Genomic DNA, 12,899 nt, shown 5'->3' with positions numbered 1-12,899 from the left:
GTCGGGCTGGTCGCGCCCACGCGGCGGAGCCGCGAATCAGCACTGTCCCCGATCAGCACCCGGCGGTCGGAAGCGGGCAGCACCCGGCCGCGCAGGGACAGGGCCATGTGGTCACCGACCGGTACGTCCACGTCCGCGTCCTCCGGGAACCCGGCCGGCCTGGGCCCCACGCTGCCCGCGCAGGTCCAGGGGGCCGTGTCGTCGGTCCGCTCCAGCAGGGCCGCCGACTCCATGCCGAAGGTCTCGCGGACCCGTTCCAGCAGCGCCTCCAGCGTGGTCTCGCCGCGCAGGATGTTCCCGGCGAGGAAGGAGAGGATCTCCGACTCGGCGCGCAGCCGGGCCGCCTGATGGGTGCGCCGGGCCGCGAGGTCCACCACCGAGGCCACGGACAGGGCGACCCCGACGAAGATCACGATGGCGACGATGTTCTCGGGGTCGGCGATGGTGAAGGTGTGGACCGGCGGGGTGAAGAACCAGTTGAGCAGCAGCGAGCCGACCGCGGCGGAGGCCAGCGCGGGGAAGAGGCCGCCCACGAGGGCCGCCGCCACCGTCAGGCTGAGGAACAGCAGCATGTCGTTGGCGAGGCCGACGTCCGGAGCGGCGCTGGTGAGCAGCACGGTGAGGAGGACGGGGCCGAGCACTCCGACGAGCCAGCCCCACAGGACCCGGGCGCGTCCCAGGCGTGCTCCGCGCGCCACCGGCAGCCCGCGGCCCTTGCCGGCCTCGTCGTGGGTGATGAGGTGGACGTCCAGGTCGGGTCCCGACTCGCGGGCGACCGTGGCGCCGACGCCTGGCCCGAAGACGTACTGCCAGCTGCGGCGCCGGGAGACACCGAGGACGATCTGGGTGGCGTTCACCCCGCGGGAGAAGTCGAGCAGGGCGGCCGGGATGTCGTCGCCGACGACCTGGTGGAAGGTGCCGCCGAGATCCTCCACCAGGGTGCGCTGGACGGCCAGCTCCTTCGGGGAGGCGGACGTCAGGCCGTCGCTGCGGGAGATGTAGACGGCGAGCACCTCACCGCCGGCCCCCTTCTCGGCCAGGCGGGCCGCCCGGCGGATGAGCGTGCGCCCCTCCGGGCCGCCGGTCAGCCCGACCACGATCCGCTCCCGTGAGCCCCAGATGGCGGAGACCTGGTGCGCACTGCGGTACTCGGTGAGATACGCGTCGACCCGGTCGGCCACCCACAGCAGCGCGAGTTCGCGCAGGGCGGTGAGGTTGCCGGGCCGGAAGTAGTTGGACAGGGCCGCGTCGACCTTGTCCGGCTGGTAGATGTTGCCGTGCGCCATCCGGCGGCGCAGCGCCTCCGGGGACATGTCGACCAGCTCGATCTGGTCGGCGCGCCGCACCACCTCGTCGGGGACCGTCTCGCGCTGCCGCACCCCGGTGATCGACTCGACGACGTCCCCGAGTGACTCCAGGTGCTGGATGTTGACGGTGGAGACGACGTCGACACCGGCCGCGAGCAGTTCCTCCACGTCCTGCCAGCGCTTGGTGTTGCGCGAGCCGGGGACGTTGGTGTGGGCGAGCTCGTCCACCAGGGCGACGGCGGGGGCCCGGTGCAGTACGGCGTCCACATCCATCTCGGTGAACACGGCGCCCCGGTATTCCAGCTCCTTGCGCCCTACCAGTTCGAGGCCGTGCAGCATCACCTCGGTGCGCGGCCGGTGGTGGTGCTCCACGAAGGCGACCACGCAGTCGGTGCCCCGCTCGATACGGCGGTGCGCCTCGGAGAGCATCGCGTACGTCTTGCCGACGCCGGGTGCCGCGCCGAGGTAGATCCGGAGCTTGCCGCGTGCCATGTCATCCTTCGAAGCGGTAGCCCATGCCGGGCTCGGTGATCAGATACCGGGGGTGGGAGGGGTCCGTCTCCAGTTTCCGGCGCAGCTGGGCCATGTAGACGCGCAGGTAGTTGGTCTTGTTGCGCTGCGAGACGCCCCAGACCTCCTGGAGAAGGTGCTTCTGCGTGATCAGCCGGCCCGGGTTGGTCACCAGGATCTCCAGCAGGTGCCACTCCGTCGGCGTCAGCCGTACGTCCCGCCCGTCCCGGACCACCCTCTTCGCGAGCAGGTCGATGCTGAACCCGGCCGTCTCGACCCGGGTGGCCTCCGGGACCAGCGGCACGTCCTCGTTACGGCGGACCGCCGCCCGCAGCCGGGCGAGGAGTTCGTCCATGCTGAACGGCTTGGTGATGTAGTCGTCGGCACCGGCGTCGAGCGCGGCCACCTTCTCGTCGGACGCCTGCCGGGCGGACAGGACCAGGATCGGCACCCTGGTCCAGCCGCGCAGGGCCCTGATGACGTCGACCCCGTCCATGTCGGGCAGTCCGAGGTCGAGCATCACCACGTCCGGCCTGCGGGCGGCCGCCAGCCGCAGCGCCACGGCGCCGTCCGGGGCGGCGTCCACGCCGTAGTGACGTGCCTGCAGGTTGATGACGAGGGCCCGTACGAGCTGCGGGTCGTCCTCCACCACGAGCACCCGGGTCATGGGTGTGTGCCCTTCCTGTCGTACTCCGGGCCGGCCCGCGCCGGACGTGCGGCGACCGAGGTCATGGCTACGGGAGTCGGCGGCATCGGGACGCCTCTCGGCCGCCGACTCCCGCTCCTGTCGCGTAACCCCATCAGTGCTTCGCCACGAGGCCCTTGAGCGCGATGTTGAGTTCGAGGACGTTCACGCGGGGCTCGCCGATGAAGCCGAGGGTGCGGCCTTCGGTGTGGTCCTCGACGAGCTTCGCCACCTGGGCCACCGACAGGTTGTTCTTCTCGGCGACCCGGTGGACCTGGAGCTCCGCGTACGCCGGGGAGATGTCCGGATCCAGGCCGGAGCCGGAGGACGTCACCGCGTCGGCGGGAACCTCGGACGCCTTGACGGTGTAGCCGGGAACCGAGTTGTCCTTGACGACGGCTGCCTTGGCCTCGTTCACCTGCTGGATCAGCACCTTGCTGTCGGCGGACAGGTTGGTGGCTCCCGACAGCAGCAGCTTGTACTGGGTGTTGACGCTGTTGGCGCCGAGCCCGTTGGCCGGCCGGCCCTGGAACCACGCCAGGTCGGGGTCCGGGGTCTGCTGCCCCTTCTTCAGCGGCAGGTCGTACGACTGCCCGATCAGGGACGAGCCGACCACCTTCCCGTCCGCCTTGATCTCGGAGCCGTTCGCCTTGTCGTGGAACAGCGCCTGGGCCACACCGGTGACCACCAGCGGATAGATGACACCCGTCACCAGGGTCAGCACGAGCAGCGCCCGCAGGCCCGCCCACAGCAACCGGACGGTGTTGGAAACGGAGTTGTTCATGGCGATCAGCCGATCCCGGGGATGAGGGAGATGAGCAGGTCGATGATCTTGATGCCGATGAAGGGCGCGATCAGTCCGCCGATGCCGTAGATGGTCAGGTTGCGCCGCAGCATCCGGTCGGCGCTGACCGGCCGGTACTGCACGCCCTTCAGGGACAGCGGCACCAGCGCGATGATGATCAGCGCGTTGAAGACGACCGCGGACAGGATCGCGGAGTCGGGCGAGGACAGGTGCATGATGTTGAGCTTGTCCAGGCCCGGGTAGACGGCGGCGAACAGCGCCGGGATGATCGCGAAGTACTTCGCCACGTCGTTGGCGATGGAGAACGTCGTCAACGCACCGCGGGTGATCAGCAGTTGCTTGCCGATCTCGACGATCTCGATGAGCTTGGTCGGGTTGGAGTCGAGGTCGACCATGTTGCCGGCCTCCTTGGCGGCCGACGTACCGGTGTTCATCGCCACGCCGACGTCCGCCTGCGCGAGGGCCGGTGCGTCGTTGGTGCCGTCACCGGTCATGGCGACCAGCTTGCCGCCCGCCTGCTCCCGCTTGATGAGGGCCATCTTGTCCTCGGGGGTGGCCTCGGCGAGGAAGTCGTCGACACCCGCCTCCTCGGCGATCGCCTTCGCGGTCAGCGGGTTGTCACCCGTGATCATGACCGTCTTGATGCCCATCCGCCGCAGTTCCTCGAACCGCTCGCGCATACCGTCCTTGACGACGTCCTTGAGGTGGATGACACCGAGCACACGGGCACCCTGGCCGTCCTTGACGGCGACCAGCAGCGGCGTGCCGCCCGCCTGCGAGATGGCTTTGGAGAGCGTGTCCGCGTCGTCCGCGACGGTGCCGCCCTCCTCCCGGACCCAGGCGATGACCGAACCGGTCGCACCCTTGCGGATCTTCCGCCCGTCCACGTCCACACCCGACATACGGGTCTGGGCGGTGAAGGCGATCCACTCCGCACCGGACAGCTCGCCCTGGTGCCGCTCGCGCAGCCCGTACCTCTCCTTGGCCAGTACGACGATGGAGCGGCCCTCGGGCGTCTCGTCGGCCAGCGACGACAGCTGGGCCGCGTCGGCCACCTCGGCCTCCGTCGTGCCACTGACCGGTACGAACTCGGCCGCCTGCCGGTTGCCGAGCGTGATGGTGCCGGTCTTGTCCAGCAGCAGCGTGGACACGTCACCGGCGGCCTCGACCGCACGCCCCGACATGGCGAGCACGTTGCGCTGCACCAGCCGGTCCATGCCGGCGATGCCGATCGCGGAGAGCAGCGCGCCGATGGTGGTCGGGATCAGGCACACCAGCAGGGCGACGAGGACCACCATCGTGAGGTGGGTGCCCGCGTAGTCGGCGAACGGCGGCAGGGTGGCGACGGCCAGCAGGAAGACGATCGTCAGCGAGGCGAGCAGGATGTTCAGCGCGATCTCGTTCGGCGTCTTCTGCCGGGCCGCGCCCTCGACCAGGCTGATCATCCGGTCGATGAAGGTCTCGCCCGGCTTCGTCGTGATCTTGATGACGATCCGGTCGGACAGCACCTTCGTCCCGCCGGTCACCGCGGAGCGGTCGCCGCCGGACTCCCGGATGACCGGAGCCGACTCACCGGTGATCGCCGACTCGTCGACCGAGGCGACGCCCTCGATGACGTCACCGTCACCGGGGATGACGTCGCCGGCCTCGCAGACGACCAGGTCACCGATCTTCAGCTCGGTGCCGGGCACCTGCTCCTCGGTGTCCCCGGTCAGCCGCCGGGCGACGGTGTCTGTCTTGGCCTTGCGCAGGGTGTCCGCCTGGGCCTTGCCGCGGCCCTCCGCGACCGCCTCGGCGAGGTTCGCGAAGATCACCGTGAGCCACAGCCAGACGCTGATGGTCCAGCCGAACCAGTCGCCCGGGTCCTTGAAGGAGAAGACCGTGGTCAGGACCGAGCCGACCCACACCACGAACATCACCGGCGACTTGACCATCACCCGCGGGTCGAGCTTGCGGCAGGCGTCCGGCAGCGACTTGAGCAACTGCTTGGGTTCGAACAGACCCGCGCCGACGCGGCCCTCGGGAGCCTTGTGCCCGGTGGGTACGTCGCTGTGCGGCGCCCGGGTCGGAGTGGCTGTGGACATCGAGTCCTCTGACTTCTCTGTGCGGGTGGTCATGACGCCAGCCCCTCGGCCAGCGGGCCCAGCGCCAGGGCCGGGAAGTAGGTCAGACCGGTGATGATCAGGATCGCGCCGACCAGCAGGCCGGTGAACAGCGGCTTCTCGGTGCGCAGGGTGCCCGCCGTGGCCGGGACGGGCTTCTGCTCGGCGAGCGAGCCGGCCAGCGCCAGCACGAACACCATCGGCAGGAAGCGGCCGAGCAGCATCGCGAAGCCGGTCATGGTGTTGAACCAGTCGGTGTTCGCGTTCAGGCCGGCGAACGCCGAACCGTTGTTGTTCGACGCCGAGGTGAACGCGTACAGCACCTCGGAGAACCCGTGCGCCCCGGAGTTCAGCATCGAGTGCGGAGGCGTCGGCAGGGCCATGGAGATCGCGGTGAAGATCAGCACGAGCGCGGGCGTGATCAGGATGTAGCAGGCGGCCAGCTTGATCTCACGGGCGCCGATCTTCTTGCCCAGGTACTCCGGTGTACGGCCGACCATCAGACCGGCGATGAACACCGCGATGACCGCCATGATCAGGATGCCGTAGAGACCCGAGCCGGTACCGCCGGGCGCGATCTCCCCCAGCATCATGCTCAGCATCGTGATGCCACCACCGAGGCCGGTGAAGGACGAGTGGAAGGAGTCCACCGCACCGGTCGACGTCAAGGTCGTGGACACCGCGAAGATCGACGAGGAGCCGACGCCGAAGCGGACCTCCTTGCCTTCGTACGCGCCGCCCGCGATCTGCAGGGCCGGGCCGTGGTGGGCGAACTCGGTCCACATCATCAGGGCCACGAAGCCCAGCCAGATGGTGAACATCGTCGCGAGGATCGCGTAGCCCTGCCTCACCGATCCGACCAGCACGCCGAAGGTGCGGGTCAGCGCGAACGGGATGACCAGCAGCAGGAAGATCTCGAAGAGGTTCGTGAACGGGGTCGGGTTCTCGAAGGGGTGGGCGCTGTTGGCGTTGAAGTAGCCGCCACCGTTCGTGCCGAACTCCTTGATGGCCTCCTGGGAGGCGACCGCGCCGCCGTTCCACTGCTGCGAGCCGCCCACGAACTGGCCGACCTCGTGGATGCCGGAGAAGTTCTGGATGGCACCGCACGCCACCAGGACGATCGCCGCGATCGCCGCGCCCGGCACCAGGATCCGCAGCGTGCCGCGCACCAGGTCGGCCCAGAAGTTCCCGAGCTCCCCGGTGCGCGAGCGCGCGAACCCCCGGACGAGGGCCACGGCCACCGCGATGCCCACGGCCGCAGACACGAAGTTCTGCACGGCCAGACCGGCGGTCTGCACGACGTGGCCCATGGTCTGCTCGCCGTAGTACGACTGCCAGTTCGTGTTGGTCACGAAGGACACGGCGGTGTTGAACGACTGCGCCGGGTCGACCGAGGAGAAGCCGAGCGAGCCGGGCAGGACGCCCTGGAGCCGCTGGAGGAGGTAGAGGAACAGAACGCTGACCGCAGAGAAGGCGAGGACACCGCGCAGATAGGCGGGCCAGGTCATCTCGGTGTCGGGATCGGCGCCGATTCCCTTGTAGATCCACTTCTCGACACGCCAGTGCCGGTCGGACGAGTAGACCTTGGCCATGTAATTGCCGAGCGGGATGTAGGCGAGCGCCAGCGCGCCTATGAGCGCGACGAGCTGGAGGACGCCTGCGAGTACGGGACCCATGTCTGGTCTCAGAACCTCTCCGGGAAGATCAGGGCGAGGACGAGATAGCCCAGCAGGGCGACGGCCACGACCAGGCCGACTACGTTCTCGACGGTCACAGCTTCGTCACCCCCTTGGCGACGAGAGCCACCAGCGCGAAGGCCGCGACCGTGGCGATGACGAAGGCCAGATCGGCCATCGCGAACTCCTGGAGTGAGGATCGGTTGGAACTGACGCTTAGAGGAAAGCGCCTCTCAGGCCGGTTTCGGCCACCCGTTGACGGCTCTCTTACGGCGGTCCGCAGGCCTTTGACGGAACCCTTACGGACCCGACCCGTACCGCTTGGTAGCACCATGGTGACCGACGGTGATCTTGCTCACAACCGGAATCGCAGCCGACCGGCTCGGTCTCCGGGATCAGCACGGTCACCCCGGACCAGCGGCACTCCGGGGTTCCACTCGGCCCGGGCGCGCTCCAGGGCGTGCGACCGGGCCGGGGAACTGGCCGGCTTCGCGCGGACCGATGCGCGAGCGCCGGGTACGGACGGACCGGCTGGTGTCGGTCCGCTGCCGCGACGGCATCTCCCAACGGCTCCTGCTGCGGGACGCAAGGCCGCCGCCGACGGCTCGCTGCTGTGCGGCACGACCGACCTGTGGCGCGTCCGCGCCTGGCGCGTGGACCGGGAGACCGCCCGCGCCGTGGCCTGGAGTGAGCCTCAGCCGTTCATGACCGGACCGGCGGTGTCCAGAGCGGACCCCGTCTGGCCGGCGAGCGTCACCGCCACCAGCCGGGCCTGGAGCGGGGGCACCGGGCCCGGCCCGGGCGTGAGCATGAAGCGGCCGAGGTAGTGACCGTTGCCGTAGGTGCGCAGTTCGGTCTCGCCCTCGGGCCAGCCGGCGGCGTCCACGTCCCAGGACCGCTTGCCCACCGTCACGCTGCCGTCGTCGTGCAGGCGGGGCGGCTGCCCCAGCAGCGTGCCGTACTCGAAGCGGCAGGCGCGCAGGCCCAGGACGTCGGTGAGTTCGCGCCGCACATGGTCGACGACGGTGTCCGCGGAGCGGGCGGACCGTGCGAGGTCGGCCGTGGTGTGGATCCGTGCGAGGTACCCGGCGTCCGTCACCGTGATGACCTCCAGAAGCCGGGCGCGGGCGGCCAGTTGGGACACGATCAGACCGACCGCCAGGAGCAGGACCGCCGTCCCGATGTCGGCGGAGGCGGTGATGTCGAACGTCTCGTACGGCCGGGTCAGGAAGAAGTCGAACCAGGCCGCCGCCGACAGGGACGCGACCACTCCTGCCGTACGGCTGCCCAGCGCGGCCACCGCGACGACCCCGACGACCAGTACGAGCGCGGCGTTCGTGTGCGACAGGCTCGTACGGAACGGGACGAGAACGAGGGCCACCAGGAAGGGGGCGGCCAGACCCGCCGCCAGGGCGATCCGGTCCCGCAGCGGCCAGGACCGGAGCGTGACACGGGCCACGCCTCCCAGGTGCGGCTTCCGGCTGCCGGTCACGGTGCTCATCATGCTCCTCCTGCACTCTGCTCGGTCGGTACGGCACTCAGGGCCTGCGCGGCGAACGGCAGCGACACGACCATCGTGAGGCCGCCGCCGGGGGTGTCCTCGGGCGTGAGGGAGCCGTTCATGGCTTCCGTCAGTCCTCGGGCCAGGGCGAGTCCGAGGCCGAGGCCGGTGGTGTTGTCGGTGTCGCCGCGCCGCCGGAACGGCTCGAAGATCCGGTCGCGGCCGTCGGCCGGCAGACCGGGTCCGCGGTCCACGACCCGCAGCTCCACCCGGCCCGCCAGCGCACTGGCGGTGACCAGCGCCTTCCTGCCGGGCGGCGTGTGCCGGGCGGCGTTGCCGGCCAGGTTGGCGATGACCCGTTCCAGCAGGGGCGGATCGGCCAGTACCGCCGGGATGTCCTCGACGTCCGCCACGTCCACGCCGGGGACGTCCGCCAGCGCCATGGGCAGCACCTCCTCCAAGGAGGTGGCCCGCAGGTTCAGGGTGAGCGCGCCCGCCTCCAGCCGGCTGAGGTCGAGGAGGTTCTCCACCAACCGGTTGAGCTTGGCCATGGACTCGTCGGCGGTGGCGAGGAGTTCGTCGCGGTCCTCGGCGGAGAAGTCCACGTCCCGGCTGCGCAGGGACGTGACGGCGGCCCAGCCCGCCGCGAGCGGGGTGCGCAGGTCGTGGCCGACGGCCCGGAGCAGCGCCGTGCGCAGCCGGTCGGCGGCCTTCACCGGCTCCACCTCGGCGGCGGCCTCGGCGAGCCGGGCCCGTTCGACGGCGGAGCCCACGTGCGCGGCGAACGCAGCCAGGACCCGTCGTTCGGACGACGACAAGGGGCGTCCCCGCAGCACCAGATGGGCGCCGGGACCGGCGGGGACAGCCGTCACGTCCGCCTCGCCCGGCGGCTCGTCCACCAGGTCCGCCGACTCCATCCCGAAGGTCTCCCGGGTGCGGTCCAGCAGGGCCGGGATGGTCGCTTCGCCGCGCACGATGCTCCCTGCCAGCGACGACATGGTCTCCGCCTCGGCCGTGGCCCTGGCCGAGCGGCGCGACAGGCGCAGCGACCGGTCCACCACGGCCGCCACGGTGGCGGCCACGACCGCGAACACGGCGAGGGCCAGCAGAGCGTTCGGGTCGTCGAGGGTGAAGGCACCGATGGGCGGGACGAACCAGTAGTTCAGCAGCAGGGACGCCGTGATCGAGGCGATCACCGCCGAGGCGACCCCGCCTATGCAGGCGACGCCGACCACAGCGAGCAGGAACAGCAGGGCCTCGCTGGTCAGGTTCAGGGTGCCGCGCAGCTGGGCGAGGACCACCGTCAGCAGCACCGGAAGCACCAGCCCGGCCACCGGGCCGGCGATCAGCCGGGCCGTCGACAGGGTGCGGCGCCTCGACGGCAGGAGCGTGCCGCGTCCGGCCCGTTCGTGGGTGACCCGGTGGACGTCGATGTCGCCGGACAGCTCGGTGACCGTCTCCCCCGTGCCGGGGCCGGTCAGGAACCTGGCGAACCGGCCGCGGCGGCTGGTGCCCAGGACGAGCTGGGTGGCGTTCTCGGCCCGCGCGAAGTCGACGAGTGCGGTGGCGACGTCGTCGCCGACCACCGAGTGGTAGCTGCCCCCGAGATCCTCCACGAGCCCGCGCTGCCCGGCCAGCGAGGCGTGCGAGACCCCGGCGGCCAGCCCGTCGCTGCGGGCCACGTGCACGGCGAGCAGGTCCCCGCCCGCCGACCTGTCGGCGATACGGGCGGCCCGCCGGATCAGCGTGTCACCCTCCGGGCCGCCGGTCAGCGCGACCACCACCCGCTCGCGGGTCTCCCACACCCCGCCGATGCCGTGCTGCGAGCGGTATTCCTGGAGCGCCTCGTCGACCCGGTCCGCCGTCCACAGCAGCGCCAGCTGCCGCAGCGCGGTCAGATTGCCGGGCCGGAAGTAGTTGGCGAGGGCCGCGTCGACCTTCTCGGGCGCGTAGATGTTGCCGTGCGCCATCCGGCGGCGCAGCCCCTCGGGCGGGATGTCCACCAGCTCGATCTGCCAGGCGCGCCGTACGACCTCGTCGGGCACCGTCTCGTGCTGGGGCACTCCGGTGATCTTCTCGACCACGTCGTTGAGGGACTCCAGGTGCTGGATGTTCAGCGCGGTGATCACGTCGACGCCGGCGTCGAGCAGCGCCTCGATGTCCTGCCAGCGCTTGGGGTTGCGGCCCTCGCCCGGGACGTTGGTGTGGGCGAACTCGTCCACGAGCGCCACCTGCGGCCGGCGGGCGAGCAGCGCGGCCAGGTCCATCTCCTGGAAGTGGCCGCCGCGGTAGGAGCAGGAGGCACGGGGGACGGCCTCCAGGCCGTCGAGCATCGCCTCGGTGTGCGAGCGCCCGTGGCACTCCGCGAACCCCACCACCACATCCGCGCCGCGCGAGGCGCGCCGCCGCCCCTCGTCGAGCATCCGGTAGGTCTTGCCGACCCCCGGAGCCGCCCCCAGGTAGACCTTCAGTCGTCCGGGCCGTACGTCACTCATCGCCGCCGACGCGCTCCGTTCACTGGCTCAGCTCCCCGCCCACAGAGGTCTCTCCTCTTCAGGGAAGCCGCTTCGCGGACCGGCCGGCGCGGTTGTTAGCGCTTCCTTGGCGCCGGCTCCGGGGACCTTGACACTGTCTTGACGTGACGTGCCCCGATAGGGTGAGGGACGGTGTGCCGGGAAGTCTGGTCGGCCGGGAGTCATGGTGGTTCCCGTTCAGGCTCCGAGGGGACGGCATGCGCAGCGTCGGTACGGTTCTGGCCCTCGTGGTCCTCGCCACGGTGGTCGCCACGTTCGCGCGCCGCTGGCGCATCCCCGCCCCGTCCCTCCTCGTGGTCGCCGGTCTCGCGGTGGCGCTGCTGCCCGGCAGCCCGCAGATCGAGATCAGCCCGGACGTCATCGGTCTCGTCGTCCTCCCGCCGCTGCTGTACGCCTCCGCCGAGGAGATGCCCTGGCGTGAGCTGCGCGCGGTGTGGAAGCCGGTCGGCATCCTCGCGATCGGGCTGGTGCTCGCCTCGGCGGCGGCCGTCGGTGTGGTGGCGGCCCTGGTGACTCCCCTGTCCTGGCAGATGGCGTTCGTACTGGGCGCGATCCTGGCCAGCACCGACCCGGTCGCGGTCACCGCGCTCGGCCGCCGGCTCGCGCTGCCGCCCCGGGTGCAGGTCCTCGTCCAGGCCGAGAGCCTGTTCAACGATGCGACCTCCTTGGTGCTGGTCCGGGTGGCGGCCGGCATCGCCGTGGCCTCGGCCGCCGCGAACTGGGGGGCGGCGGGCGGCGAGTTCCTGGTGCTGGCGGGCGGTGGCACGCTGATCGGCGCCGCAGTCGCCGGCGTGATCACCCTGATCCGCCGCCGCACCGAGGACCCGGTGCTGGAGACGGTGATCGCGCTGGTCACCCCGTATGCCGCCTATCTGCTCGCAGAAGCCGCGCACACCTCCGGTGTGACCTCGTGCGTGGTGGCGGGTGTGGTCCTCGGCGGCCGGGGCGACCGGCTCACCAACGCCCGCATCCGCCTCCAGTTGCACGCCGTGTACGGCACGGTCGTCTTCCTCCTGGAGAGCGTCGTCTTCAGCCTGATCGGCCTGGCCCTCCCCGCCCAGGTGCGGGCGCTGGCCGACGGCGACCGGGCCTGGCCCCTGTACGCCCTCGCGGTCGCCGCCACGCTCGTCGCCGTACGCCTGCTGTGGCTCGCGCCCCTGTCCGCGGTGGTCCAGCGCAAGGGCGGCATCGGCCGGGTGAACTGGCGGGTGCCGATGGTGCTGACCTGGGCAGGCACCCGCGGCGTGATGCCGCTTGCCGCCGCCCTGTCCATCCCCGAGATCATGAGGAACGGCACCCCGCTCGCCGACCGGCCCCTGGTCCTGGTCCTGACCACCTCGGTCGTGGTCGTCACCCTCGTCGTCCAGGGCTTCACCCTCGCTCCGGTCGTCCGCGCGTCCGGCATCGCGCTAGAACCCGCCCACACCGCACGCGAGGAGGCCGAGGCCCGCTCGCACCTTGCCCACGCCGGTCTGGCCCGCGTGGAAGAGCTCGCCGAGCTGGAGGTCGTACCGGACGTCGTCCTCGACCGGCTGCGCCGCGGCCTCACCGCCCGCCTCGACGACGCCCGCGACCGCCTGACCGAGCAGAACGGCACCACGGCGGCGACCGAGTCGGCCGACCTGGTCTACCGCCAGCTGCGCCGGGACCTGATAACCGTCGAGACCACGGAACTCCAGCGCCTCTACGACACCGACGCGATCGGGGTCGACGGCATGCCCGGCGGCGAGGGCGCCTTCCTGGCCTGCTCGTTCTGGCTGGCCGACGCGCTGCACATGA

Annotated in this window: 9 protein-coding genes; 1 reads left to right on the top strand and 8 read right to left on the bottom strand. The window is 71.0% G+C overall.

The window, feature by feature from the left end; all coding sequences use genetic code 11:
• The 8 genes from ABZ646_RS26065 to ABZ646_RS26030 form a co-directional block, all read right to left on the bottom strand.
• The coding region (locus ABZ646_RS26065; RefSeq protein WP_360523496.1) for a DUF4118 domain-containing protein at positions 1-1,799 on the bottom strand (1,799 nt) is incomplete at its 3' end.
• A 1-nt stretch (position 1,800) separates the two neighbouring features.
• On the bottom strand, positions 1,801-2,484 hold the full coding sequence (locus ABZ646_RS26060) for a response regulator transcription factor (RefSeq protein WP_360523493.1): 684 nt from the start codon (positions 2,482-2,484) through the stop codon (positions 1,801-1,803).
• Between the two features lie 133 nt (positions 2,485-2,617).
• Positions 2,618-3,286, bottom strand: coding sequence for a potassium-transporting ATPase subunit C (locus ABZ646_RS26055; protein ID WP_360523490.1), 669 nt, complete (start codon positions 3,284-3,286; stop codon positions 2,618-2,620).
• A 5-nt stretch (positions 3,287-3,291) separates the two neighbouring features.
• Positions 3,292-5,424 (bottom strand): potassium-transporting ATPase subunit KdpB, encoded by a 2,133-nt coding sequence (kdpB, locus tag ABZ646_RS26050; protein WP_360523487.1) that lies wholly within the window; start codon positions 5,422-5,424, stop codon positions 3,292-3,294.
• Positions 5,421-7,085: a potassium-transporting ATPase subunit KdpA gene (kdpA, locus tag ABZ646_RS26045; protein WP_360523484.1), complete on the bottom strand. Its 1,665-nt coding sequence runs from the start codon at positions 7,083-7,085 to the stop codon at positions 5,421-5,423. The genes kdpB and kdpA overlap by 4 nt, the downstream gene beginning before the upstream one ends.
• Before the next feature lie 8 nt (positions 7,086-7,093).
• Entirely contained in the window at positions 7,094-7,183 is a 90-nt protein-coding gene (gene kdpF, locus ABZ646_RS26040) for a K(+)-transporting ATPase subunit F (protein ID WP_037770757.1), read from the bottom strand.
• Between the two features lie 596 nt (positions 7,184-7,779).
• Positions 7,780-8,589 (bottom strand): DUF4118 domain-containing protein, encoded by an 810-nt coding sequence (locus ABZ646_RS26035; RefSeq protein ID WP_360523481.1) that lies wholly within the window; start codon positions 8,587-8,589, stop codon positions 7,780-7,782.
• Positions 8,586-11,081: an ATP-binding protein gene (locus ABZ646_RS26030; protein WP_360523478.1), complete on the bottom strand. Its 2,496-nt coding sequence runs from the start codon at positions 11,079-11,081 to the stop codon at positions 8,586-8,588. Before ABZ646_RS26030 ends, ABZ646_RS26035 begins: the two co-directional genes overlap by 4 nt.
• A gap of 236 nt (positions 11,082-11,317) precedes the next feature.
• On the opposite strand from ABZ646_RS26030, the gene ABZ646_RS26025 reads away from it, so the two are divergent.
• Positions 11,318-12,899, top strand: a 1,582-nt coding sequence (locus ABZ646_RS26025) for a Na+/H+ antiporter (protein WP_360523474.1), incomplete at its 3' end; no start/stop codon positions are given.

Origin of the sequence: Streptomyces sp. NPDC007162 (assembly GCF_040634175.1) — a bacterium.
Taxonomy (GTDB): Bacteria; Actinomycetota; Actinomycetes; order Streptomycetales; family Streptomycetaceae; genus Streptomyces.
Note: the sequence above shows the minus strand (reverse complement) of the source record. Positions and strands in the feature narration are given on the sequence as shown.